At 45.6% G+C, this 25,293-nt stretch carries 25 protein-coding genes, 2 tRNA genes and 2 rRNA genes; 19 read left to right on the forward strand and 10 right to left on the reverse strand.

The features are described 5' to 3' along the window. The 13 genes from AC1DSE_RS11190 to AC1DSE_RS11250 form a co-directional block, all read left to right on the forward strand. A 23S ribosomal RNA gene (locus AC1DSE_RS11190) occupies window positions 1–165 on the forward strand; the annotation flags it as partial. Window positions 166–264: 99 nt separating this feature from the next. Further along, window positions 265–381, forward strand: a 5S ribosomal RNA gene (gene rrf / locus AC1DSE_RS11195). 88 nt (window positions 382–469) lie between these two features. Then, window positions 470–1,663: a GNAT family N-acetyltransferase gene (locus AC1DSE_RS11200; RefSeq protein ID WP_477512881.1), complete on the forward strand. Its 1,194-nt coding sequence runs from the start codon at window positions 470–472 to the stop codon at window positions 1,661–1,663. 145 nt (window positions 1,664–1,808) lie between these two features. Further along, window positions 1,809–3,266: an IMP dehydrogenase gene (guaB, locus tag AC1DSE_RS11205; RefSeq protein WP_076271758.1), complete on the forward strand. Its 1,458-nt coding sequence runs from the start codon at window positions 1,809–1,811 to the stop codon at window positions 3,264–3,266. Between the two features lie 188 nt (window positions 3,267–3,454). After that, a complete protein-coding gene (locus AC1DSE_RS11210; protein ID WP_477512890.1) occupies window positions 3,455–4,744 on the forward strand; it encodes a D-alanyl-D-alanine carboxypeptidase family protein in 1,290 nt (429 codons plus the stop codon). Between the two features lie 127 nt (window positions 4,745–4,871). Next, window positions 4,872–5,753, forward strand: coding sequence for a pyridoxal 5'-phosphate synthase lyase subunit PdxS (gene pdxS / locus AC1DSE_RS11215; RefSeq protein WP_076271759.1), 882 nt, complete (start codon window positions 4,872–4,874; stop codon window positions 5,751–5,753). A gap of 77 nt (window positions 5,754–5,830) precedes the next feature. Continuing rightward, entirely contained in the window at window positions 5,831–6,415 is a 585-nt protein-coding gene (gene pdxT, locus AC1DSE_RS11220; RefSeq protein WP_477527687.1) for a pyridoxal 5'-phosphate synthase glutaminase subunit PdxT, read from the forward strand. Window positions 6,416–6,463: 48 nt separating this feature from the next. Continuing rightward, window positions 6,464–7,750 carry a serine--tRNA ligase gene (serS, locus tag AC1DSE_RS11225; RefSeq protein ID WP_477512882.1) on the forward strand — a complete coding sequence of 429 codons (1,287 nt, stop codon included), beginning with the start codon at window positions 6,464–6,466 and terminating at the stop codon, window positions 7,748–7,750. 84 nt (window positions 7,751–7,834) lie between these two features. Continuing rightward, window positions 7,835–7,923, forward strand: a tRNA-Ser gene (locus AC1DSE_RS11230). Window positions 7,924–8,046: 123 nt separating this feature from the next. Next, a complete protein-coding gene (locus AC1DSE_RS11235; RefSeq protein WP_083682741.1) occupies window positions 8,047–8,394 on the forward strand; it encodes a hypothetical protein in 348 nt (115 codons plus the stop codon). Window positions 8,395–8,409: 15 nt separating this feature from the next. Beyond that, window positions 8,410–8,586, forward strand: coding sequence for a hypothetical protein (locus AC1DSE_RS11240; RefSeq protein ID WP_477512883.1), 177 nt, complete (start codon window positions 8,410–8,412; stop codon window positions 8,584–8,586). A 43-nt stretch (window positions 8,587–8,629) separates the two neighbouring features. Then, complete coding sequence (locus AC1DSE_RS11245; protein WP_076271763.1) at window positions 8,630–8,779, forward strand: small acid-soluble spore protein P; 150 nt, start codon at window positions 8,630–8,632, stop codon at window positions 8,777–8,779. 138 nt (window positions 8,780–8,917) lie between these two features. Continuing rightward, window positions 8,918–9,976: a DUF302 domain-containing protein gene (locus tag AC1DSE_RS11250; protein WP_339205926.1), complete on the forward strand. Its 1,059-nt coding sequence runs from the start codon at window positions 8,918–8,920 to the stop codon at window positions 9,974–9,976. A gap of 62 nt (window positions 9,977–10,038) precedes the next feature. On the opposite strand, the gene AC1DSE_RS11255 is transcribed toward AC1DSE_RS11250, so the two are convergent. Genes AC1DSE_RS11255 through AC1DSE_RS11270 form a run of 4 tightly spaced genes read right to left on the reverse strand, consistent with a single transcriptional unit; the run spans window position 10,039 to window position 14,347 of the window. Beyond that, window positions 10,039–10,800 carry a PHP-associated domain-containing protein gene (locus tag AC1DSE_RS11255; protein ID WP_477512884.1) on the reverse strand — a complete coding sequence of 254 codons (762 nt, stop codon included), beginning with the start codon at window positions 10,798–10,800 and terminating at the stop codon, window positions 10,039–10,041. Window positions 10,801–10,831: 31 nt separating this feature from the next. Continuing rightward, a complete protein-coding gene (locus AC1DSE_RS11260; protein WP_477512885.1) occupies window positions 10,832–11,659 on the reverse strand; it encodes an energy-coupling factor transporter transmembrane component T family protein in 828 nt (275 codons plus the stop codon). Then, on the reverse strand, window positions 11,646–13,469 hold the full coding sequence (locus tag AC1DSE_RS11265) for an ABC transporter ATP-binding protein (RefSeq protein WP_477512886.1): 1,824 nt from the start codon (window positions 13,467–13,469) through the stop codon (window positions 11,646–11,648). The genes AC1DSE_RS11260 and AC1DSE_RS11265 overlap by 14 nt, the downstream gene beginning before the upstream one ends. Further along, a complete protein-coding gene (locus AC1DSE_RS11270) occupies window positions 13,466–14,347 on the reverse strand; it encodes a DUF8171 family membrane protein (RefSeq protein ID WP_076271765.1) in 882 nt (293 codons plus the stop codon). The genes AC1DSE_RS11265 and AC1DSE_RS11270 overlap by 4 nt, the downstream gene beginning before the upstream one ends. Window positions 14,348–14,584: 237 nt before the next feature. Here AC1DSE_RS11270 and AC1DSE_RS11275 point away from each other — a divergent pair, with 237 nt between their 5' ends. Beyond that, window positions 14,585–15,430 (forward strand): MurR/RpiR family transcriptional regulator, encoded by an 846-nt coding sequence (locus tag AC1DSE_RS11275; RefSeq protein ID WP_477512887.1) that lies wholly within the window; start codon window positions 14,585–14,587, stop codon window positions 15,428–15,430. Between the two features lie 41 nt (window positions 15,431–15,471). On the opposite strand, the gene AC1DSE_RS11280 is transcribed toward AC1DSE_RS11275, so the two are convergent. Next, on the reverse strand, window positions 15,472–15,828 hold the full coding sequence (locus tag AC1DSE_RS11280) for a DUF4870 domain-containing protein (protein ID WP_339205934.1): 357 nt from the start codon (window positions 15,826–15,828) through the stop codon (window positions 15,472–15,474). 212 nt (window positions 15,829–16,040) lie between these two features. Between AC1DSE_RS11280 and AC1DSE_RS11285 the strand changes: the two genes are divergently transcribed. Next, on the forward strand, window positions 16,041–16,373 hold the full coding sequence (locus tag AC1DSE_RS11285; RefSeq protein WP_339205935.1) for a PadR family transcriptional regulator: 333 nt from the start codon (window positions 16,041–16,043) through the stop codon (window positions 16,371–16,373). Continuing rightward, complete coding sequence (locus AC1DSE_RS11290; protein ID WP_477512888.1) at window positions 16,370–17,737, forward strand: FtsW/RodA/SpoVE family cell cycle protein; 1,368 nt, start codon at window positions 16,370–16,372, stop codon at window positions 17,735–17,737. Before AC1DSE_RS11285 ends, AC1DSE_RS11290 begins: the two co-directional genes overlap by 4 nt. 50 nt (window positions 17,738–17,787) lie before the next feature. On the opposite strand, the gene AC1DSE_RS11295 is transcribed toward AC1DSE_RS11290, so the two are convergent. The 5 genes from AC1DSE_RS11295 to AC1DSE_RS11315 form a co-directional block, all read right to left on the reverse strand. Beyond that, window positions 17,788–18,117 carry a hypothetical protein gene (locus AC1DSE_RS11295; RefSeq protein WP_076271770.1) on the reverse strand — a complete coding sequence of 110 codons (330 nt, stop codon included), beginning with the start codon at window positions 18,115–18,117 and terminating at the stop codon, window positions 17,788–17,790. Window positions 18,118–18,314: 197 nt separating this feature from the next. Beyond that, window positions 18,315–19,109: an AIM24 family protein gene (locus AC1DSE_RS11300; protein ID WP_076271771.1), complete on the reverse strand. Its 795-nt coding sequence runs from the start codon at window positions 19,107–19,109 to the stop codon at window positions 18,315–18,317. Between the two features lie 63 nt (window positions 19,110–19,172). Beyond that, window positions 19,173–19,736, reverse strand: coding sequence for a TerD family protein (locus AC1DSE_RS11305; RefSeq protein WP_256711106.1), 564 nt, complete (start codon window positions 19,734–19,736; stop codon window positions 19,173–19,175). 409 nt (window positions 19,737–20,145) lie between these two features. After that, window positions 20,146–20,547 carry a YhjD family protein gene (locus tag AC1DSE_RS11310; protein ID WP_339205937.1) on the reverse strand — a complete coding sequence of 134 codons (402 nt, stop codon included), beginning with the start codon at window positions 20,545–20,547 and terminating at the stop codon, window positions 20,146–20,148. Between the two features lie 172 nt (window positions 20,548–20,719). Next, window positions 20,720–20,796, reverse strand: a tRNA-Arg gene (locus AC1DSE_RS11315). 180 nt (window positions 20,797–20,976) lie between these two features. Here AC1DSE_RS11315 and AC1DSE_RS11320 point away from each other — a divergent pair. The 3 genes from AC1DSE_RS11320 to AC1DSE_RS11330 all read left to right on the forward strand — a co-directional run. Continuing rightward, on the forward strand, window positions 20,977–22,128 hold the full coding sequence (locus AC1DSE_RS11320) for an HD domain-containing phosphohydrolase (protein ID WP_477527688.1): 1,152 nt from the start codon (window positions 20,977–20,979) through the stop codon (window positions 22,126–22,128). A 235-nt stretch (window positions 22,129–22,363) separates the two neighbouring features. Next, the gene (locus tag AC1DSE_RS11325) at window positions 22,364–22,555 is read left to right on the forward strand and encodes a hypothetical protein (RefSeq protein WP_477512998.1); all 192 of its coding nucleotides are present in this window, start codon (window positions 22,364–22,366) and stop codon (window positions 22,553–22,555) included. A 374-nt stretch (window positions 22,556–22,929) separates the two neighbouring features. Continuing rightward, window positions 22,930–25,293 (forward strand): hypothetical protein (locus tag AC1DSE_RS11330; protein WP_477527689.1); only part of this gene is annotated, 2,364 nt, incomplete at its 3' end.

The raw sequence follows: 25,293 nt of genomic DNA on the forward strand, positions 1-25,293 counted from the left end.
GTACGGACGGGATAAGCGCTGAAAGCATCTAAGCGTGAAGCCCCCCTCAAGATGAGATTTCCCAGTATGTAAGACCCCTTGAAGACGACGAGGTTGATAGGTTCGGGGTGGAAGCACAGCAATGTGTGTAGCTGACGAATACTAATCGGTCGAGGGCTTATCCTAAACACGTTTACTGTGACCCATACATCCAGTAGACAACAGCATAAAGGCTTCAGCAAGCCTAATCTTTCGTATCCAGTTTTCAGCGTGCAACACGCTACGTTTGGTGGCGATGGCGGAGGGGAACCACGCGTTCCCATACCGAACACGACCGTTAAGCCCTCCAGCGCCAATGGTACTTAGACCGCAGGGTCTTGGGAGAGTAGGACGTCGCCAAGCACGAGAGACCTATCGCATGTGATGCGATAGGTTTTTTTGTTGTTTATGCGGTATGATAGGGTTATATCAAATTTGGAGGTGCTTCGAATTGGAAACACGTATCGTTATTAAGCATACCGGTATAGAGCAATTTGACGAGAGTATGGCTTTATCTCAATTTGCATTTCAATATGAACGTTCTGCTGCAGAACTAGAACAAACGAAAGAGCAGTATGAGAGTGAGCCTACTGTAAGGTACGGAGCGTATGTCGATAATCAGTTGGCTGCGCAAGCTGCAGTGTTGAAGCTGCAAACATATATCGGAGGCAAGGTTTTTGATATGGGAGGTGTTGCAGGTGTTGCGACATGGCCAGAGTTCAGGAGGCAGGGGCTAGTTGCTCAAATACTCATTCAATCGCTAATAGAGATGAAGGAGAACGGTCAAACGGTTTCTTTTCTACATCCTTTTTCATTCAGCTTTTATCGTAAATTTGGATGGGAAACCTACACTGAACATAAAACCTATACGATTAAGACGGATATGCTTCCAGCGAGAATAGCATACGAGGGTAGGTTTGAGCGCATTACAGGAAACTATGGTTTGCTGAACGACGTCTATCAAGCCTATGCATCTCAATTTAATGGCTCGTTGGTGCGTGACGACTTCTGGTGGAAGTATCGGATTAACAGAAGAAAACCAGGACAAACTGCACTTTATTACGATAAGAGCGGAGCAGCACAAGGCTACGTCATTTATGAAGTTAAAAACAGCCGGTTAACGGTCCATGAGTTTGTTCATTTAAATGAGCCTGCAAGAGCTGCAATATGGTCATTTCTTGCACAGCATGATTCAATGATCGAAGAGCTGACGATTAAAATGCCATCTAACGATCGCCTTCCCTACTTGCTGAGCAATCCGAGAATAAAACAGGAAATCACACCTTATTTTATGGCTCGAATTGTGGATGCGGAAGGTTTTGTGAGCCAATATGATTTTAAGGCAGCAGATCATGCCGATGACATTCATATTCAACTGATCGACGCTCAAGCTCCATGGAATAATGGTCATTTTTTACTTCATATCGATGCGTCTGGGAAAGCTTCACTTCGTCGTAAGGACGATAGTGAAAAAATAGATGAGGCAATTAAACTGGATATTGGTTCCTTTACGAGTGTGCTATTTGGGTATATTCAGTTAGAGCAATTAGCCCAATTCGCACGCATAGAAGGAGATATAGGATTGGTTAAACGCTTACAATCTCGTATTCCCGAACGAACTACGTATTTACCTGACTTTTTCTAAAGAAATAGCAGGCTTTGAGACTTCCAAATCGAGTATAAAACAGGATGAACAAAGGTATTCATCAGCCTTGACAGCCTATACCCCCTCTGCTAATATTGCTAATAATATATGTGAGACGTACTTAAAATAAGGGAGGAACATACTCGTGTGGGAAACGAAATTCGCCAAAGAAGGGCTAACGTTTGACGACGTCCTGCTTATTCCGCGCAAATCAGAAGTGCTGCCTAGGGAAGTTGACATCTCGATTCGATTAAGCGAGGACATTAAGCTAAACATTCCGCTCATTAGCGCTGGTATGGACACCGTTACAGAAGCCGCATTGGCGATTGCAATTGCGCGTGAGGGTGGTATCGGCATTATCCATAAGAACATGTCGATTACACAGCAAGCGGAGGAAGTTGACCGTGTAAAACGTTCGGAGAGCGGTGTAATTACAAATCCGTTTTCGCTTACGCCTGATCACCATGTTTACGACGCAGAAGAATTGATGGGAAAATACCGCATCTCAGGCGTACCGATTGTTGATCAAGATAAGAAGCTTGTAGGTATTTTGACCAACCGTGATTTGCGTTTCGTACATGATTATTCAATTAAGATAAATGAAGTTATGACTCGTAACAACCTTGTAACGGCACCTGTTGGCACAACGCTGCAGGAAGCGGAGGGCCTTCTTCAAAAGCACAAGATTGAGAAGCTGCCGCTGATTGATGAGTCCAATACACTTAAAGGTCTTATTACGATTAAAGATATTGAGAAAGCAATCCAATTCCCTAATGCGGCGAAGGATAAGCATGGTCGCTTGCTTTGCGGAGCAGCGGTTGGTATTTCGAAGGATACTATGGATCGTGCAGAAGCATTGGTTCAATCAGGAATTGATGTTCTTGTTGTAGACTCGGCACATGGTCACCACATTAATATTTTGGATGCAGTTCGTAAGCTTCGTGCTACTTACCCAGACCTTACTATTATTGCAGGTAACGTTGCTACTGGCGATGCTACCCGTGATCTTATCGAAGCAGGCGCTTCCGTAGTTAAAGTAGGGATTGGTCCTGGATCGATCTGTACAACTCGCGTTATCGCTGGTATCGGTGTTCCACAAATTACTGCGATTTATGATTGCGCGTCAGTTGCTCGTGAATACAATATTCCGGTTATTGCAGACGGCGGTATTAAGTACTCCGGTGACATTACGAAAGCAATCGCATCTGGAGCAAGCGCGATTATGATCGGAAGCTTGTTCGCAGGTACAGCTGAAAGCCCTGGCGAAACTGAAATTTTCCAAGGACGCAGCTTTAAAGTCTACCGTGGAATGGGCTCGCTTGGCGCTATGAAGGAAGGAAGCAAGGATCGTTACTTCCAAGAGAACGAGAACAAGCTTGTTCCGGAAGGTATCGAAGGACGCGTTCCTTACAAAGGGCCGCTTGCTGACACTGTGCATCAATTGCTCGGCGGCTTGCGTTCAGGTATGGGCTATTGCGGTACAGCTTCTCTGGACGAGCTTAAGAACGATACACAATTCGTTCGTATTACAGGTTCTGGTCTTCGTGAAAGCCATCCACATGATGTGCAAATTACGAAAGAAGCACCAAACTATTCACTTTAAGCTATACTTTCTAGATACGATAATAACAGACAAGGAAAGGCGACTGAGTCGCTGGCCCTTGTCTGTTTTTTTTATGAAGGATTACTCATTGTTCTGTAACCTGTTTGTGGTTTAATTGTTAGGCTTCGATATGTTACAATTAACAACGGACAAACCAAGTGGGAAAAGGGGAGACGACGTTGAAGGAAATGGTAAGGCCGGTTCGAATAAAGACGGTCATCGCTGCAAGTTTGGCGGTTTGGATGGTAATGCTGTCGCTTGGTTCTGCGGTAGCAATGGCGAATGGATATCAAGGAAGAGAAAGTACGAAAAACGATTTAGGTTTACAAGTGAAAGCTGCTATTCTAATTGATGCGGATTCAGGACAAGTTTTGTATGAAGTTAATTCAGAGGAGCCGCTCCCTGCAGCAAGTATGACGAAGTTAATGACGGAATATATCGTTCTTGAGGAAATTACGAATGAACGCCTGTCCTGGGATGAGGTTATTACCACTAGTGCGGAAGCGGCCTCAACGCCATCGGATGGATCATCTGTATTTTTAGCTCAAGGAGATCAACATACGGTTAGAGATTTGTACAAAGCAATGGCAGTTGGTTCTGCGAATGATGCAACGATTGCATTAGCATCGCAAATAGCTGGAAGTGAGCAAGGGTTTGTAAAGAAGATGAATGAGGTAGCTGCGGAGTTGGGTCTTAAAACAGCTATTTTTACAAGTGCGACTGGTCTATCGGAGACAACTGTTATTTCTGCGACGGACATGGCGAAGCTAGCACAAATTATTTTGAGCAAGCACCCTGAATTTTTGGATTATTCTAAGCTGCAGGAATATAAATTCCGTGAACGCGACAAGGATCCAATCATCAACATTAACTGGATGCTTGGTACAAACGTGAATCAAAAGGGCCTTAAGCACTTAGCTTATGAAGGCGTTGACGGCATGAAAACAGGCTTCATTAATGCTGCTGGCTACAACTTCACGGGTACTGTAAAAAGAGGCGAGCAGCGTTTTATTAGCGTCGTTATGGATACTGCTACAAAGTCTGCTCGTTTCAATGAAACGGCTAAGATGTACAACTACGGTTTCAGCACTTTTGAGAAAAAGACGGTGCTTGCGCCAAAATCTGTGGTAGAAACAGCGAAAACGGTTAAGATTAAAAAGGGTAAAAAGAAAACCTTGCCGATCGTAACGGAAAAAGATATTACGTTTATGGTTAAGAAGGGCGTAGAGCCTAAAATCGAGGTTGTATCCAGCGACGTGAAGTCAGAAGCTGAGCTGGTAGCTCCGATTCCAGCAGGCACGGTTGTAGGTACAGTAACTTACAAGTACACGGATGCCGAAACGAAACAAGAGCTCAAAAAAACGGTTAGCCTCGTTACAACGGAGGATGGAACGAAAGCAGGCTGGTTCCGCTTGATGTTCCGTGGAATTGGAGATTTTTTCTCAGGTTTATTTAATGGAATCGTCAATTTGTTCTAATCCGAGTAGAAAACAGGGGAATAAAGCAAATCAAGGCTTGTCGATTATTCTTGCATCCTGTAAAATCAATGGTTAGAACAACTGCGGTAATATACAAATTAATGGATGAAAATAGGAGGATTTTAGCATGGAAACAGGTACATCGCGCGTAAAACGCGGCATGGCAGAAATGCAAAAAGGCGGCGTCATTATGGACGTTATGAGCGCCGAGCAAGCGAAAGTAGCAGAAGCAGCAGGAGCAACAGCGGTAATGGCGCTTGAGCGCGTCCCTTCCGAAATTCGTGCAGCAGGCGGAGTAGCTCGTATGGCTGATCCGACAATTGTAGAAGAAGTAATGAAAGTTGTATCGATTCCAGTTATGGCAAAGGCTCGTATCGGGCATTATGTAGAAGCAAAAGTGCTCGAATCCATGGGCGTTGACTATATCGATGAGAGTGAAGTACTTACACCAGCAGATGAAGTATTCCACATCAGCAAGCATGAGTTTACGATTCCATTCGTATGCGGAGCAAAAGATCTTGGAGAAGCGTTGCGCCGTATTCAAGAGGGAGCAGCAATGCTTCGTACGAAAGGTGAGCCGGGAACAGGCAATATCGTAGAGGCTGTTCGTCACCTTCGCTTGATCAATGGACAAATTCGTAAAATTCAAGGTTTGTCGAAGGACGAGCTTTATCATGAAGCTAAGGTTCTTGGCGTAGCTTATGACTTGCTTCTTAACGTACATGAAACAGGTAAGCTTCCTGTCGTGAACTTCGCAGCAGGCGGAGTAGCTACACCATCCGATGCAGCTTTGATGATGCATCTTGGAGCAGACGGCGTATTCGTAGGTTCTGGTATTTTCACATCAGAAAACCCAGAGAAATTCGCTCGTGCAATCGTTGAAGCAACGACACATTACCAAGATTACAAGCTAATTGCTGAAGTGTCGAAAAACTTGGGAGCAGCTATGAAGGGAATCGAAATTTCCAAGCTTAACTCCTCCGAGCGTATGCAAGACCGCGGTATCTAATAGTTGTAATATGCAGGTGCCGGCTTAGCGCGAATAGTGCTGCCGGCTCTTGCCCGTAAAGGAAGGCGAGTAGAGCGATGAAGATAGGCGTACTAGCGCTTCAAGGCGCAGTGGCAGAGCATATACGAAGCTTAGAAGCGGCGGGCGCAGAGGCGGTCGCCGTTAAGCGGGTTGAGCAGCTTGAAGAGCTGCAAGGGCTTGTTATTCCAGGCGGCGAGAGCACGACGATCGGCAAGCTGATGCGCAATTATGGCTTCRTGGAGGCTATTAAGGATTTCTCTGAACAAGGCAAGCCATTGTTCGGCACTTGTGCTGGTCTTATCGTTTTGGCTGATGAAATAGAAGGCCAAGAGGATGCGCATTTGCGCCTTATGGATATGACCGTTGCAAGAAACGCATTCGGGCGTCAACAAGAAAGCTTTGAGACGGATTTGGATGTCAAAGGCATTGACGAACCGGTTCGCGCTGTATTTATCCGAGCTCCATTGATCAAAAAAGTTGGAGCAGGCGTAGACGTATTGTCTACATACCGAGATGAAATTGTAACAGCAAGACAGGGACATCTTCTAGCTGTATCGTATCATCCGGAGCTAACGGACGATTATAGGCTGCATGCATACTTCGTTGATATGGTGAAGGAAGCAGCTGCAAGCAAGGAATAAACGTTTACAATAATAAAATTACTCCCTTCAGAGAGGGGCTTTTGGATCGTGCTGGATGTAAAATTGTTAAGAAATGAATTTGAGAAGGTTGAGAAAGCGCTGCTTGATCGCGGAGCTTCCCTTGATCTTATTGCTAATTTTCCTGCGCTCGACACTAGGCGCCGTGATCTTATTCAAGAGACGGAGCAGCTGAAGAGCAGACGCAATACGGTTTCGCAGGATGTAGCTAAACTCAAACGCACAGGCGGCGACGCAGAATCGCTTATCCTTGAGATGAGAGAGGTTGGCGACCGCATTAAAGAGCTTGACGATGAACTTCGTGAGCTGGATGTACAAGTGATTGAGCTGACTCAAGCGATCCCTAACATTCCTAGCGATAGCGTGCCAGTCGGCAAGTCGGAGGAAGATAATGTAGAGCTGCGCATAAATGGCGAGGTTCCAACCTTTGATTTTGAGCCCAAGCCACATTGGGAGCTTGCGCAATCACTCGGCATATTGGATTTCGAGCGTGCAGCGAAGGTAACGGGATCACGTTTCACGTTCTACCGCGGCCTTGGAGCTCGTCTTGAGCGTGCGCTTATCAGCTTTATGATGGATCTTCACAGCGATAAGCACGGTTATGAGGAAGTATTGCCTCCTTATATCGTTAATCGTGACAGCTTGATCGGTACGGGTCAGCTTCCGAAGTTTGAAGAGGATTTATTCAAAATTTCGGATTCAGATTATTTCCTCATTCCGACTGCAGAGGTTCCAGTTACAAACCTGCACCGCGAAGAGATTTTGCCGATTGAAGAGCTTCCGAAATATTTTGTAGCTTACAGCTCATGCTTCCGTTCAGAAGCAGGTTCTGCAGGGCGTGATACACGTGGTTTGATTCGTCAGCATCAGTTCAACAAGGTTGAATTGATCAAATTGACGAAACCGGAGGATTCATACGAAGAGCTGGAGAAAATGACCGCTAACGCGGAGAAGGTTTTGCAGCTACTAGGACTTCCTTACCGTGTTCTAACGCTTTGTACGGGAGATATGGGCTTCACAGCGGCTAAAACATATGACCTTGAAGTGTGGCTGCCAAGTGCAGGCACGTATCGTGAAATTTCGTCCTGCTCAAATGTAGAGGATTTCCAAGCTCGCCGTGCGGGTATTCGTTTCCGCAGAGATACGAAGAGCAAGCCGGAATTCGTTCATACATTGAATGGTTCGGGACTTGCTGTAGGCCGTACTTTTGCGGCAATTATCGAGAACTTCCAGCAAGCGGACGGTTCTGTGACGATCCCAGAAGTACTGCGTCCGTATATGGGCGGCATTAGTTCGATCGATTCAACAAAGCTTTAAAATTTTTTTTTGCCACATGGTCAAAATACACTTGCATTTTTATTTTGACCTGTGGTATTATATTTCTTGTGACAATTGAACGATGGAGAGATACCGAAGCGGTCATAACGGGGCAGTCTTGAAAACTGTTAGGGCGCAAGCCCACGTGGGTTCGAGTCCCACTCTCTCCTCCATATTTTTTAAAATGTACATGACAAGCCCAGACGCTAAGCGTTTGGGCTTTTTTTTCATTCTATCCCCTCGTATAAAATAATGCCGCACTTCGCATGTTATACGATGTGGAGGTGCTTMATTTAATGGGTAAATCAGATGAACTGCAAATGAATCAAGAAAACTTGGCAGATGCTTGGCGTCAAACCTTGCCAGAGACGCTAAAAGACGCTGACCGCAGCAGAGTGCTGCCTGATGAGTCAGATTCCAAAGCGCTGCGCGTAACGATCGATACAGCCGGACATCAAATGTATTCGTTTGATTTTAAAGTTACTTATGTAGATAGCCGTGAAGTGAAGGTTGAGCTTATCGATGTGGAGAAAGACAAGGTATCCATCGATGAGCGTGGAGACATCATTCAAGAGCTGATACAAAATTACACTAGACATCTGCATGAATGTGCTCAAGCGCTCCAACGCTTGACGCATGCTTAGAGGAGAGAGCTGCTTATGACGAAGGCACAAGGAACGGCTGATAAAAACTTAACTAATGTGGTAGAAGCTTTGGAGGTTGAGGCGGTTAACAGCCATCAAGCTCAGCAATTGCAGCAGGATAAGAACGATCGAAGCAATCAGGATGACATGAACCATGATCATCCAACAGATTTAGAACATCAAAAAAATTAACGCTTCCCTCGAAGCCGATGAGATCTAAATAGGAGGAATTCAAATGTCGAAGCCAGACAGCATTCCGGTGCCGGAAAGCAATCCGCAAAATAATCGGAAGCGTAATGACGGAGGCGGGCAGCAAGAGCCGCTTTCTGGATCTAAGAAAACAAAGCAGCGTAATCATGTGGATCATCATAACCCGCAAGGATAGATCAATGTGCTGTTAAAAGCTAGTTCAAACGTCCCGTTTCAGTACGCTGAAACGGGATTTTTTGGATATAACTTCTAAATGAAGTTATTTTAGTATAGAATGGAGGTGCTCACAAAAAGATAGGGAGGAACATACTACATGAAGAATGTTCAAAAAATAGCGGTTCTTATGTTAGCCGTTATTTTAGTTGTTATTGCAGGCTGCAGCTCGGCAAAACCACCGAAGGAAGCTTTGCAGGCGGCTATGACGAAAATTAATGAAGCGGACTCATATGCAGTAAAAATGTCATTTGGCTTGGATGAATTGGAAGTTCCACAAACGGCAACTTTGGAAGGCAACGCAGCTGCTACAGCAGCAATCGTAGGGATGATTAAAGATGCAACCATTACAGTTGATGCTGTATATAAGAAAAAACCGATGCGTACCGATATGAATATGCAAATCGTAGTGCCAGGCGACATGGAGATGAAGTTAACGGTACCTATGATTATGACTGAGGAAGCGCTGTATGTGAAAATACCGCAAGTTCCGATGCTGCCATTGCCGGAGACGATTACAAGTAAATTTATTAAAATTGATCTAAAGGAGCTTGCTGAGAAAGAAGGCACGGCTAAGCTGGATCTTGCTGCACAACAAAAGTTAGGCAAGGAACTCGGAGAAGTAATGCTTAAGCATTTTGACGAGAAAACATACTTCAGCCAGCCTAAGGCTGAGGCAGCTGGCCTGCCTGCTGATATGAAAGCAGATCAAATCATCGCCTTTGAGATTAATGAAAGCAACTATCCAAAAACAGTAGAAACCATCGTTAACCAAGTGCTGCCTGAGGTGCTAAATGTATTGCTTGCTAATGAAGCATCATTAAAGACTCTTCAGCTTGATAAGGCGGACATCGAGAAGATGAAGTCGGATCTTGAGACGAACAAAGCAGAGATTCTAACCACATTTAAAAATGATGTTAAAGTGAATACTCTGAAAGTAACGGGCGCTATCACAGATGGATATCTTGCTTACCAATCGGGTAAGGTAAGCATTGAAGGCTCTGACAAAGAGAGCGGCCAGAAGATGAAGCTTGGCCTTCATTATGATGTTACTTACTCCGAGATTAATAAAGATGCGAAGTTCGAGGGTGAAATTCCTACGGATGCGATTACACTGGACGAACTGACACAGATGTTCCAATTGCCAGTTGGTATGTAATAGATTGAAAATGAAGCAGCTCCTGAGTGTCAGGAGCTGCTTTTTTAGTGAAGCGGGTGTTCTTACAAAGCGACAACCATCGATTTTTTTAGAAGCTCTTTCATCATTTGAGCAGCTTTTACCTTAACATTCAAGCAAGCGGAAATTTCAAGCTGATAATTGCCACTCAGCAGCTCGCTGCGCAGTTGTTCAGCTGTTTCGCAAACGTTATCTACATGATTAACAACGCTGCCGAACTGCAGAGGCTGATGTGAGTCGCTTCCTGCAATGACCTTTAAGCCAAGATGATCTGCGAACTGTCGAACCTGATCAGCCATGCCGAAACCATATTGGAATAAATCTTTTGCATTTATATCAAGCGCATCGAGGCGTCTGAGTGTGTCAGCATCATGGTGAGTGAGCGGCGTGCTTTCTCTCATGGGATGAGCACCAATTCGAAGCAAGGGATAGCCGTCGGTGCGGTTCATCAGCTCTTCTAAAGCGATAAAGCTATCTTTTGCGGTATGGGGTTCAAGCTGCTGCCTCAGATCACGAATATGGCTGCGGTTTCCAATGATTAGAATATGGCCTTTATTCGCTACATCAACCTCCATGCCAGAGAAAACCTTCAAGCCCTCCACGACATAATAATCACCTTTGTATTCAAAATGATGATCCAGCTGATCCATCATATCGGCAAAGTGAAGCGTGTTAAAATGCTCGGTCAACGCCACCGCGTGCAGACCGTTTTCTTTGGCTTCGTGAGCCATGGAAAGGAAGTAGTCGAGTGAAAAATTTGTTTTCTTTGACAGCTTGCCATGTGTATGCAAATCGATGCTCATCATTAGTGTGTTATCTCCATTCCATTATGTAATTTTAAAAGGAAATGAATTGTCCAAAAGCAACCAGCCCGATCATATAGAACAGGGAGCAGCTTAAGAAAATAAAATCATGCGGTCGAACCTGCATATGGGCAAGCCTAAGCTTCTTCGTCTCAGGGCTGACAAGCGAATAGGTAAAGCCGCGCACCTCCAATGCTTCGACCGTCGTTCTCGTTCGCTTAGCTGTATTCAGAATGAGCGGATAAAAGGCATAAACGCTAATCTTCGCCATGTATATAATTGAACGCCAGTGAAGAAAACCCTTATTGCGGGGAGCGCGGCCGCGCAATCGGAATGAGTGAATAAGGTTATGGTACTCCTCAATTAGAATAGGAAGCATCCTATAGCCGTAGGACACACCAAAGCTGAATTGTCCAGGCATCCCCATACTAAGCAGGGCGTCACTCAGCTTCTCGGGATCCATGCTAGAGAACACGGCAATGCTGGCCAGCGAGATGATTAATATTTTTAATGTTAAGGTCAATAACGGCCATACGCCCGCTAGACTCCCTCCGAAGAAGATGGAGCCGAAAAAAATATAACTAATCTCACTTACCAGGCCGACGCCCATAATAAGTAGAACAAGTGGACTTACCTTTGAAGATAAAGTAAGGACAAGCATTGGAATAAGCAAGCCAAGCAGAATGCCTTTATTATGAAAGAACCAAGGCGCTATGGCGAAAAAGGAATACCAAATCAGGAGGATACGCGGATCAAAGCGCGACAGAAAGGTCGATTGTCTGCCGAAAGCGGTACGCATCAGCTCAATTTTAATTTGTTCTACGCTCAGCTTGTCGAGCATGCTTTGTTTAATTGCTTCCAACCGTAATCTCCTCCTGCTCAAATGGGTTTGACGGATTTATATTTTTGATAAGCCGCGTGGTGAATTCATTGACAGATAGGCAAGGCGGCTCGAAACCCAGTCTTTGACTAAGCAAAGCGATTTGCGGCGCAATGAGACCTGCTTGTTTGAGAATGGCAACATGGTTGAATAAAGAGCGTTCATCTGTATCAAGTGCGACGCAGCCATCATGCATAACGATAACGCGATTTGCCCATTCGGCAACCAGCTGCATATCATGTGTCGCTATGATGGTCGTTTTTACATGATCCTGCAGCTGCGCAAGCATTTCAGTCATTTCACGGCGGCTCGCTGCATCAAGGCTGGCTGTCGGTTCATCCAGCAGCATGACAGTGGGACGCATGGCGAGTCCGATCGCTAATGTCGCTCTGCGCTGCTGTCCGCCGCTGAGCAGTCTGCCATCTCGATCCTGCAGGGCGGTTAGCCGCAGCCTCTCCAGAATTTCATCAACAAAAGGGTGATAATCAGCAATTCCGCGGGCTTTTAGAAAATATTCAACATCCTTGCGGACGGAATCTTCAATAAACATCTCCTCTGGATTCTGATAAATATAGGAGACAAAATCAGACAGCAGTTCAGGTGAAGATTGCTTCGTAATATGCCCGCATACGGTTAAGTGTCCTTCCGTAGGGCGCCGAATGCCCGAAAGGAGCTTGAGCAGCGTTGATTTGCCCGCGCCATTATTGCCGACAAGAGCAATACGATCGCCTTCATAAAAGCTGATGCTCATGTTCCGAATGACGGGATGCATCGTTCTTGCAATTGTTTTGTAGCTATAGGAGACATTGGCAAACGTAACAAGGGGCTGCATAGTATGTTCATTATTAGAAATAGGCTTATCCGTAAGGTCAGCTGAAAGCGTGAATGACGGTTTAAGCATCTTCTCAAAATAAGCGACTGCTTCATCGATGGTGATCGGGTATTGTGATGAATCCTCACTTTTTGCTTTTCCGGAAGCAGCCTCTAGTGTACAAACAGCAAGCGTAACCTGCGGCGGTAATATATGCAGTTCAGCAAGCTCATCAACTGCAGATAATGCCTCATGGACAGGCTTCACCCAGCGTATTGTGCCGCTATCCATAAGTACGACCCTATTGCAATAGTTTGCAATAAACTCGGTATGGTGCTCAATGACGATGATTGTTTTGCCATGCTTTTCATTCAGCAGCTTAAGTTTGTCGTAGATGAGTCTAGCATGAAAGGGATCTAGCTGCGCCACGGGCTCATCGATAATAATAATTTCTGGATCGAGGGATAAAGCCCCAGCAAGCGCCGTAAGATGCTTTTGTCCGCCGCTTAGCTGCCAAATCCACTGATCCTTCAAATGATCAATGCCAAGCATGGACAAAGCTCGAAGTCCGCGTTCACGGTAATCGCTAAAGCCATAATTAAGTGGAGCAAAGCAGGCTTCATCATAGACGGTCGGCCGAACGAGCTGGTTCTCAAAATCCTGAAACACATAAGCGACCTTGCGTGACAAGGAGGATACCGTTTCCTCGGCAGCTATTAGCCCTGCAACTTCAATGGAGCCGTCTAAATCGCCGACATAATAGTTTGGAATAAGGCCGTTTAAACATTTGCAAAGCGTTGACTTGCCACTGCCATTCGTACCTGCTATAGCGATAAACTCGCCGGGTTGAACAGTAAGCTGAATGTTGTGGAGCGCCTTGTTCTCCGCTCCGGGATATTGAAATTGAATGTCCTGCAGCTTAATGATGGGAGCCGCATGCTGCGGCCCCTGCTGGTTGGCTTGGAAGGATGAAGGTCTCAAAGCTTAACATCCTCCGTCGTGCGCGCAGATTTGGATTTGGCACGAAATGCTGCGATGAGTGTTAATATGAGCACTAATGCGGCTGCAGCAGCACTAATCCAGATGAACCCACTGCCATATTGCTCAATAAATTCTGGCTCCCATACAGCAAAGTTAATATCAGACTCGGACAAAAATTCTGCAACGATTCCGATAAAAACAAATATAATTGCGGTAATGAGCAGCCGCGGCGTTATTAGCTGTCCGAATGATATAGAAACTCTGCTGTCGCGTGGTTTTATGCCGAGAAGCGGTTCGATTTTTCCATATAGACGCGGTACGAGAAATAAAGTAGGCAGCAGGGAGAAAAAGATGCCGGTTATGAGCATGGCGTTAAGGAAACCTACACCTTCGATAAGCAATATGCTTTCGGGAATGCCTGGAACAGCTTCGAGCTCTTCGATCCCAAACCAAACCTTGCTGATGTCGACAATCGCCCCAAGCATCTGGTCAATACCTACTGCAACGAACGAAGCGAGTGCGAGTTGTTTGCGATTTCGTGGATCGCTTACGAGCAGGCCAGCTATGTACATGGCAATCGTAAATTCTATGAATTTTTCCAATTCTCCTAGTCCGCCGAATTGTCCAAGCAGCAGTTCCCCGAATATAACCTCGCCGAAGGATGCGCCAAGTGCAGCATACAGCGGATTAAATAGAATACAGAGCGTTAGTGGGATAAAAGCGAAGTATTCGACCTTCAGCTCAATGGGACCAAGCTTTAGCTCAGGAATAAGCTCGGAGAACATGTTGGAAATACCGTACAAGGACATCGATAAAATGAATACCATAAGCTTCTGCGATTGCGTCAGCTCATAACGGCGCTTAGGCGCTGTAACCATTGTGATTCCTCCTAATTTGTTTTTGAGGCGGAATACGTCTCGAATGCCTCGATTCAAAACGAATTCTTCTACAATATAGAGATCGAATGTTATCAGATCATCAACAAATTATTTCGATTACGTAAAATAAATTACAAAAAAATAAAAATGAAATAAAATTATCATTTTTAATCAAAAGGTGATATACTCCGTTTAGAAAATATGCTGCGATGTTGGTATAGGCAGGAGGAATTAAAGATGACGGCTTTTCATTTGGATATGGACTTGGATAAGATGTCAAAAAGCCACCAATCCATTGCTAATTACGTGGTGGGAGCACTGCAGCAGATTCCTTATTGTACAGAGGAAGATATTGCGATGGCTGTAGGTGTCAGTACGGCGACGGTATCGCGGTTTTGGCGGACGATTGGGTTTGCTAATTTGAAGGCATTTAAGAAAACGCTGCTGCAAAGCGAGCATGCGACGCCTGCCCATAAGATGAAGAAAATATTGAATAAGGTAGATCATGAAGAGGCTGATATTGTAAGTGAAATGCTGGAGATTGCAGCAGCTAACGTAGAGGTTACTTCAAAGCGTGTAGACCGTGAGCAGTTTCATCAAGCGGTGGAGGCCATTCATAAGGCTAGAAAAGTGTATGTATTTGGAACGGGAGCAGCAGCTAGCTTGATCGAGCTCATCCGATTTCGTCTGAATCGGATAAATGTGCAAATCGAAGGTATGGCGGGGAGTGGCAGCGAGCTGCTTGAAACGCTTGTTCATGCTGATTTCAGCGATGTGCTGCTTATGTTCGGTTTTGTCAGGCGCTCACCTGAATTAACGGTGCTGCTTGAGCATGCCAAAGAGGCAGGCTACACTACAATACTGATTACGGATTTGCTCGTATCCGATATGCTGGAGCAGAGCGATCTCGTGCTGCAGGTTGATCGGGGGGAACTGGAGGGCTTTCATTCGATGGCAGCGCCAGTTGCGCTTCTTGATGCACTGTCAGTAGCCGTTACAAAGCGGCGCGGGCAGCAGGCGTTTGACCAATTGGACCGCTTGCATGTGATGAGGAAAAAATATAGCTCGCAGCTTCCTAAATAATAGAACCGCCGGAACGATTTGCGTCCCGGCGGTTCTATGTTTTATTTGAAGAAACGAATGGTTAGAGGATAGCGATAGCCATTGCCCTCTGAAGCACGCATAGACCCAATGATGGTAAATGCAATCCAGAAAATAAACAAAAGCGGTGTAGTAATAAATCCGATGAGAACAAAAATGAGCAAACCGGAAATAATGGAATAAATCATATTGCTGATCTGAAAATTGAGTGATTCCTTGCCATGCATATCCACATAGCTGGATTGATCCTTCTTCAGAAGCCAAATGATGAGTGGTCCAAGAATGTTGCCGAGCGGAATAATTACACCGCTAAAAGCAAGCAGATGGCAAAGCATGCCGTACGTTTTTTCTTCCTTATGAAGTCCGAAAGATTGATTCATTGTGTATTGCCTCCCTTAAATTGAAAACCGCCGATTAATGTGACTTATGTACTTATACGTTAACGCAGCGATAAGATATGCATAAATATATCACCGATTAGCTATTATGGGAATCCATTCCTAAAATGATGTTGTAATCGGTGGTGGTCAACTATATACTTATACATAGATAATCGATGCATAGAAATGCGATACTTAAACAGGAGGGCGTTATGAAAATTAATAAGGAGCTTATGAAAGGCAGTACCGTTATTCTTATTTTGACACTGCTTGACCGTAAGGAAATGTATGGCTATGAAATGACCAAAGAAATTGAAAAAAGCTCGAGCGGTGTGTTTACTTTTAAAGAAGGGACGCTTTATCCGATCTTACATACGCTTGAGGTGGAACAGCTGGTTGAATCGTACTGGAATGAGGATGGCAGCCGCAAACGGAAATATTATCGCATCACAGCGCGTGGAAGAGGGCAGCTGGAGGAGAAGAAGCAGGAGTGGACGTTGTTTCGGACGACGGTAGACCGCGTAATCGGGGAGGGCCATGCATGAATAACAAACCTGTTCAGTATGAGTCGATTCAGGAATACTTAGTGCAGGTTTGCAGACATGTAAAAGCAAGAGATGTGCATCGTGACATCAAGGTTGAAATGCAGAACCATCTGGACGAGCTGGTGGAGGATAAGCTAAACGAAGGGTTATCAGAGGAAGAGGCGGTTCGTGCTGCTCTAGTCCAGATGGGTGATCCTGATCAGATCGGCAAGCAGCTTCATGCAGCACATAAGCCGGTTATGGAATGGGGATTAGCCGCACTTGTCGCAATAATGGTGGGTATTGGCCTGCTTGCTATGTATGCAATGGAATTCGCTTATAGTGATCAAAATATGTATAGTGGGTTTCAATTTTTTCTTAAGAAGGCAGTTTTCACAGCGATAGGTATCGTGTTCATCATTGGTATTTATTTTTTGGACTATCGAAAATGGGAAAAGTATTCATGGTACATTTATAGCGGAACAATTTTTTTGATGGTAGCCTGTATTTTTTATGCAGTCGAAGTCAATGGTTCGAAAAGCTGGCTCACAATCGGGTCTTTTACCTTTGATGTATATGGCACATCTCCTTACCTATTTATGATTGCTTTTGCAGGGACGTTGCTTGTTAAGCATAAGGAGAAGCAGGGACTATTCAGAAATTCATTTTACTTCGGAAAAATGGTGCTTTTATATGCGATAGTGCCCACCATACTGTATAGCAAGGCAAACTCTTATCTTAATTTTATTTTATATTTATTTGGACTGACCGTATTAATGCTGTTTGTTGCAAAAACGTACAAGCTGTTTATAACCATCGTGAGTTCAATCATAACTGCAGGAACGGTGTTTATTATAAAAATAAATGATCCAGTTCGCTATAAATTCATATGGGAACGATACACTGCATTTCTAAATCCTACTGCTTCCCCTGATGATAAAAACTATTATCTCCAGAAATCATTGGAATCTATTCGTTTGGGAGGGATGTGGGGACAAGGATTTGGCGTTGAGAACCGAATGTTTCGCTATATTTATAGTGAAATGGTCTTTACATATTTGATCTACAGTCTTGGTTTGGTTTTTGGTATAGCTATAGTGCTGCTAGCCTTATTGCTGATTGTTAAAGTGATTGGCATGGCAAAAACACTCAAGGATGTATATGCTAGAGGTTTGGTCGTTGGCTCATTTTCAATTATTGGTTTTCATTTCGTCTGGAACATTCTGATGTCGTTTGGGCTGCTGCCTATGAATAGCATGACGATGCCTTTCATATCGTATGGCGGTACAAATGCCATTATCGAATTAATGGTCATGGGATTGCTGCTAAGCGTCAATCGGAGAAAAAATATGATCAGCTTACTAAATCGCGAGCCATCAAGATAAAAAAAGGGCTATCCTATTGTAGAATATCTACAGTAGGATAGCCCTCTTGATTAGAAGCTGCCTGGAGCGGGTGGACGGGTAGGGTAATTTTGCTGATTGTTTTTGGAAACGCCAATGAACAGGAATAGGGCTGTAGTAAGATGCATGATCATGCCGAGAATAGGTATCCATGCTAATACAGATGTAATGATCCCCAAAATACTGCCTACGACTGGCTTATTATGCTGCGAGCAAAGAACAAGCGTTACGATATGAAGAATGAGCGTTGCAAATAATAGCGTGTATCCAGATAACATGACTAGGGTGCCACCCAGCAAGGGGATTCCTAAGATGCCTTCAATAATAGCAGTGACTAGTAAAAGCGTACCTGCAGCTTTCATTTTATTTTCCTCCTATTTCTATATTTAAATTATTCTATGGGGCAGTTTTTGTTTTCTGTTTATCTTTGTACGCAGCAAAAGCGATCCGGGTTACATGCTTTCAAGCAAAAAGGCAGCTATCCATAGGAGAGCAGCTGGTTTTCAAAGAAAACAGCCCTGCCGAACGATACGGCAAGGCTTATATCATTATACGATGCTTATTTCAGAAACTTGCCGATAATTCCACCAAGCCCACTGTTGCTGTCATGTCCTCCTTGGCTGCCGCCAAAGGTGTTGTTGAATGCGCTGCTCTGCGTTTGCGGTTGGTAACGGTTGTCATCCATACCGAATTTCACGCCGCTCTCACGTTCAAATGGCTGTATAATAACAACCTGATTAGGGTCACTGAATTCGTACATATAAGATTCCCCGGAGGTTTGGCCGATAAGCGTTTTCCAGTTGACATCGATCTTCACACTTGGGGAAGGACCTGTCCAAGCAACGATGGCATCAGGATCTACACGGCAAGGGCCTTGCAAAACCAGTGGATTGCCTTTGGTTTTTACGGCAACCTGTGCGCCCTGTCCGTTGTAAGTAAGTTTGGATGTAAACAAGCCGCGCTGGGAGAGGACACCCGTTCCAATGATGGTAACGCCATAATGACAAGTGTCCGTAAATGCGAGCAGATCTTCACTCTCAACACTTACGCTTTGCCATGGTCCGCCTTGCTCTAAATTAATGATTGTAACATGAGAGTTCTCATCCGCGAGATATACGATGCCTTGTCCTTCGACTTCCATAATCTCTAAGTTTTCTCCCGTTACTTTACGCATACCATGGTTGATCACTTGTCCGATAACATTTCCGGAATTCGTTCCTAACAACCGCTTAGAATATTTGAATTTCTTGTTATAGGCTTGATCAGCAACCATCGATCCTTTTTTGGCAAAAAACTGGCCTTGTCCTTCTGCTTTCAAAAATAATTCCCGTTCGACCTGGAATTGAAACGGCATGCGGGGTAACCTCCATATAATATATAAAATGAAATTATAGCTGTTTCATTAACAAGTAAGCTGTTACATTGCCCCGTAATGCGCACATATGCCCGCTAGATCAAGCGACAAGCCTGTTCCAACAGCATTAAATTTCCATTCATTGCCGTGGCGATATACTTCTCCAGCTAGGATGGAGATTGAAGTGGAATAGTCCTCGGATAGATCAAATCGGCAGATCTCGGCTCCGTTTGCTTGGTTCACGACACGGATATATGCATTGGAAACTTGTCCAAAGTTTTGGTTTTTGCGAATAGCTTCATCAATTGTAACGGTAAATACGATTTTTTGGATATCCAAAGCTACTCTGGATAATTGAATTTCAACCGTCTCATCGTCACCGCTGCCTTGTCCGTCACGGTTATCACCCTTATAGCGTGTTGATCCATCGGGGCTCACGAGATTGTTGTAGAAAACGATATGACTAGTGGAAGAAACCGTGTTTGTCTGATTCAGCATAAACACCTCTGCATCTAGGTCATAGCTCTGGCCTTGCAGGTTATTTGTGTCCCATCCAAGTCCGATTTTCAATAAATCAAGCCCTGCATTATTTTTGGTCAAATCCAGCTTCTGTCCTTTGGTAAGGATAAGCCCACCATTAGGACTGGCCTGAGGAGCGGGAGCTGCGCCAAAAGCGTTATTTATTGATCCGCCCTGAATACCCCCTTGTTGGATACCGCCTTGCTGAATACCGCCCTGTTGAATGCCGCCTTGGCCTCCAAGAATGTTGGATGGTCTTCCTGGCGGATTTAAATTAATTCCCATATGAACTGCCTCCTCAATGCATAATAAAAAGCTGTTTTTTCGACAATAATTTTGGTTAAAACTGTATGTTTTGTAGAACGATATGAAACTATTTGTAGTATAGCAGATTGGAATGGAAGATTATAGCGTTGTATGACGAAATTACGAGTAGAGAAAAGAGCCTCACTTCAATAGTGAGACTTCTTAAGAAGCTTTAAGAGGATCGTCTGTTTTTTTGATCATCGAGGGATGCTTATTTAGTGAAAATCTCAGCACTATAGGTTGAAATACACTTATTTATCTCATTACGTATGTAGGCATGCGAATAAGCAATCTGGTCTTCAAAACCGCGGCAATTATAGCAATAGCTGATCTGTTCAGCAGTGTTTTTATACATGCACAGAGTAATGCTTTTCTGAAGGAGCTGCTGTGTATTTGTTGTTAGATCTGTTTTCATTTTTGCAATCATAATGTCTGCTGCCCTAGTAAAAATAGAACGTAAAGTTCGCGCTTTTCTCTCAAGCTCGCGTCTATTTCGTTCAACAATAACGAGAGCTAGTGGAAGGATAATAGCTTTGTGAAGAAGCTGTATCTCATCGTGAGCAGGTGGATGGTACAGGTATGAATTGTTTACTTTGGACAACGGCATGGCCATTTGTAAATCACCTCATGCACATTATATGCGAACAAACGTTCCGTAGTCAATGTATCCTGATCAGGTGTCTTATAAAAATTATTCGACACTTGCCTGTTGGTGCGGTTTGGATGAAAACAAAAAAAGCTTATTGCCGGCATTAGCAATAAGCTTTATATATTCGTGAAAGAAATGGCGCGCCCGAGAGGGCTCGAACCTCCCACCTAACGTTTAGGAAACGTTTGCTCTATCCGGATGAGCTACGGACGCGCAGCAACATTGATTATAGCATGGGTGCTTTAGGTGAAGCAAGATTAACCATTTTAGTGTAAGACTATTGTATTTTTTTGTCGAATAACTGCGCTTTTATATGGAATCAAGAGGATAAAAAGCTTGTAAAGGCGAATAGAGGTAAGGATAACGAGTTTGATCGGCTGGAGGATTGTTCGAATGCTTGAATTCCAAAATGAACCGCAATCGTTTCGATTGGATTTGTCGCCTGAACAAATGCTTAAGGTGATTTTTGAATATACAGCTAAAATAGCGAATGAAAAGAAGCTGGATGCTGTCCTTATCTTAATGGCCAATATGGGCAGAGAGATGGTCGTTGCAGATCGGTGCACCGTCTGGTTGATTGATGCTGCTCGCAGTGAGCTTTTTACAGCGGTAGCTCACGGGGCTTGCGAGATACGGATTCCTTACGGCAGCGGGCTGGTAGGAAGTGCTATAAGCACGGGACAATCTATATTTATAGATGACGCCTATGAAGATCCAAGGCACAATCCGGATAACGACTTAAAGACCGGTTATCGGACGAAATCGATTATGACGATCCCTTTTCACAATAATCAAGGAGAAGTAATCGGTGCCTATCAAGCCATAAACAAATTAACAGAGAAGCAGATACTCTCGGTGAAAGATATGGAATACTTATCGCTTGCTGCATCTTACTCAGGCAAGTCGCTTGAGTCCATCATGCTGTATGAGGAAATAATTGAGACGCAAAAAGAGATTATTTTGGCAATGGGAAAAATCGGTGAAGGTCGCTCGCAAGAAACGGGCAATCATGTAAAACGGGTTGCACAATATTCATATGTTTTGGCAAAAGGACTAGGCATGAGTGATCCTGAAGCAGACATGCTGCGCAGCGCATCTCCAATGMATGATATCGGCAAAGTAGCTATTCCGGATGCTGTGTTGAAAAAACCAGGGAAGCTAACGGCAGAAGAGTATGAGCAGATTAAGGAGCATGCCATTATCGGTTACCGATTATTGCACAATTCCAAGAGACCGCTGCTGCAGGCTGCGGCGATTGTGGCTTGGCAGCATCATGAAAAGTGGGACGGTACCGGATATCCGCAAGGCCTTAAGGGTGAGGCTATTCATATATATGGGCGAATTACTGCGCTGGCAGATGTATTTGATGCTTTAAGCAGCGCAAGAATGTATAAAGAGGCTTGGGGGATGGATCGCATTTTGGGACTGATCAAAGAAGAACGGGGGAGGCATTTTGACCCTCAGGTGGTAGATGCTTTTTTTGAACAGCTGCCGCTTCTTTTGGAAATAAGAGATCGTGATGCTGATTGGCTGGAGAAGGAGTAGAAGCTGCTTGCAGACCTTGTTGGGGTGAACCCAATGAGGTCTTTTTTTTAAAAAAATTCAGTGTCGTCCAAGCCTTGATTTAATAAATATAGGGCGCTTGCTTGTACTTTGCTTGAAAGGCTAGGTATTTACCGTGTTCGAAAACCATTTTGGACATAGACTGATTTAGTTATTATAAACACTTTATAAGCTAGAGCGGATTACAAGCTAAATAGCGGAGGGTGATAAAACGTCTATGAACAAAAGGCTTCAAGGGCAGAAAATAAATGAAGCGATTTACAAATTGGAATCAGCGAGAAATTTAATTAAAACGAAACACTTAAAACACGCTGAGCAGCAAATACATGAAGCAGTCGCTTCGATGGGCAGTATTGTTCATAAAAAACGGAAGAAAAATGCAAAATCTGATCTTATTGGAGGTGTATAGAGTTGGCGCATAAACGGTCGAAATGCTTAAGAAAACTAAACTTAGCGATTGTTGAGCTGCGGAAGGCCAGAAGGCTTACACGTAGAGATAAAATTAGAAGAGCTAAAGTTGATGTGAAGGACTCTATCATAATCCTCAATAGTGCTTTGAAATGCCTGGGCGGCCATTCTTCAAAACCGAGTAAAAGAGTAAAAAGGTACGTAAGGGGGCCAAGAGGGTATAGAGGGCCGAAGGGAGATAGAGGACCTCGAGGTTTGAGGGGGCACAGAGGTTTTCGTGGAACGGATGGAGATACAGGTGCAAAAGGAGCAACCGGGGCAACGGGAGCTGCGGGCAGTCCTGGGGCAGCAGGTGTTGTTGGGTCAACAGGTGCCATGGGAGCTACAGGAACTACAGGAACTACAGGAACTACAGGAACTACAGGTGCTACAGGAGCAGGCTTAAATGGTATTGTTGCATTTAATCCACTCGCAGCACTTGGCTATCAAGCAGGGCAAGTGGTTACGTTTAATGGGAGCTCGTATGTTGTAAATACGTCTTCTCCAGTAGGAACACCCGGTGTTTCGCCAGACTATAAGCTGCTTGCAGCAAGCGGAGTAACTGGTGCTACAGGAGCGGGAGTAGCAGGTGCAACTGGTCCTACAGGTGCAACGGGAGTAGGTCTAGACGGCGTCGTGACTTATGATCCACTCGCAGCACCGGGGTATCCAGTCGGTCAGGTCATAACGTTTAACGGAAGGACCTATGTGGTGAATACGGCGCCGCCAACAGGCACACCAGGTACTTCGCCGGATTATACGCTGCTTGCAGCGAGTGGTGCTACAGGTGCGACGGGTGCAACAGGAGCGGGAGTAACAGGTGCAACAGGAACAACGGGATCTACTGGTGCGACAGGAGTCGGTCTAGGCGGAGCAGTAGTATTTGATCCACTCGCAGCACCGGGCTATCCTCTTGGTCAAGTTGTGACGTTTAACGGCAGCACTTATATCGTGAATACAGTTCCGCCAACAGGCACACCTGGAACTTCACCGGATTATACACTGCTTGCGGCGAGTGGTGCTACAGGTGCAACTGGTGCGACAGGAGCGGGAGTAACAGGTGCAACGGGAACAGATGGAGCAACGGGTGCAACAGGATCGACAGGCGCAACGGGAGCTGTTGGTGCAACAGGTGCGACAGGAGTAGGAGTAACAGGAGCGTCAGGAACGACGGGATCTACCGGAGCTACAGGAGTCGGACTAAGCGGAATTGTAGTATTTGATCCACTCGCAGCTCCAGGATATCCAGTAGGTCAGGTCGTAACGTTTAATGGAAGCACGTATATCGTGAATATGGCACCACCAACAGGCACGCCAGGAATTTCGTCAGATTATACGCTGCTTGCGGCGAGTGGTGCTACAGGTTCTACGGGTGCTACGGGAGCGGGAGCAACAGGTGCCACGGGAACAGATGGAGCAACGGGTGCAACGGGATCGATAGGCGCAACGGGAGCTGTTGGTGCAACAGGTGCGACAGGAGTAACAGGAGCGTCAGGAACGACGGGATCTACAGGAGTCGGGCTAAGCGGAATTGTAGTATTTGATCCACTCGCAGCTCCAGGATATCCAGTAGGTCAGGTCGTAACGTTTAATGGAAGCACGTATATCGTGAATACGGCGCCGCCAACAGGCACACCGGGAACATCGCCGGATTATACGCTTATTGCAGCGAGTGGTGCTACAGGAGCAACTGGTGCTACGGGAGCAGGAGTAACAGGAGCGACCGGGGCGACTGGATTACCAGGAACGACGGGTGCAACGGGCTCTACAGGAGCAACAGGAGCCGACGGCGTAACTGGTGCGACAGGAACGGATGGGGCAACAGGCGCGACAGGAACAGCAGGAGCAACGGGTGTAACGGGCTCYACAGGAGCAACAGGAGCCGACGGTGTAACAGGTGTGACAGGAGTGGCAGGAGCAACAGGCGCGACAGGAGTAGCAGGAGCAACGGGTGTAACGGGCTCCACAGGAGCAACAGGAGCCGACGGTGTAACAGGWGCGACAGGAACTGCTGGGGCAACAGGTGCGACAGGAGTAGCAGGAGCAACGGGTGTAACGGGCTCTACAGGAGCAACAGGAGCCGACGGTGTAACTGGAGCGACAGGAACGACTGGGGCAACAGGCGCGACAGGAGTAGCAGGAGCAACGGGTGTAACGGGCTCCACAGGAGCAACAGGAGCCGACGGTGTAACTGGAGCGACAGGAACGGCTGGGGCAACAGGTGCGACAGGAGTAGCAGGAGCAACGGGTGTAACGGGCTCTACAGGAGCAATAGGAGCCGACGGTGTAACTGGAGCGACAGGAACGGCTGGGGCAACAGGCGCGACAGGAGTAGCAGGAGGAACGGGTGTAACGGGCTCCACAGGAGCAACAGGAGCCGACGGTGTAACAGGTGCGACAGGAACGGCTGGGGCAACAGGCGCGACAGGAACAGCAGGAGCAACGGGTGTAACGGGCTCCACAGGAGCAACAGGAGCCGACGGTGTAACTGGTGTGACAGGAACGGCTGGGGTAACAGGCGCGACAGGAACAGCAGGAGCAACGGGTGTAACGGGCTCTACAGGAGTAACAGGAGCCGACGGTGTAACTGGAGCGACAGGAACGGCTGGGGCAACAGGCGCGACAGGAGTAGCAGGAGCAACGGGTGTAACGGGCTCCACAGGAGCAACAGGAGCCGACGGTGTAACTGGAGCGACAGGA

It is taken from the genome of Paenibacillus sp. 01L418 (assembly GCF_056400045.1).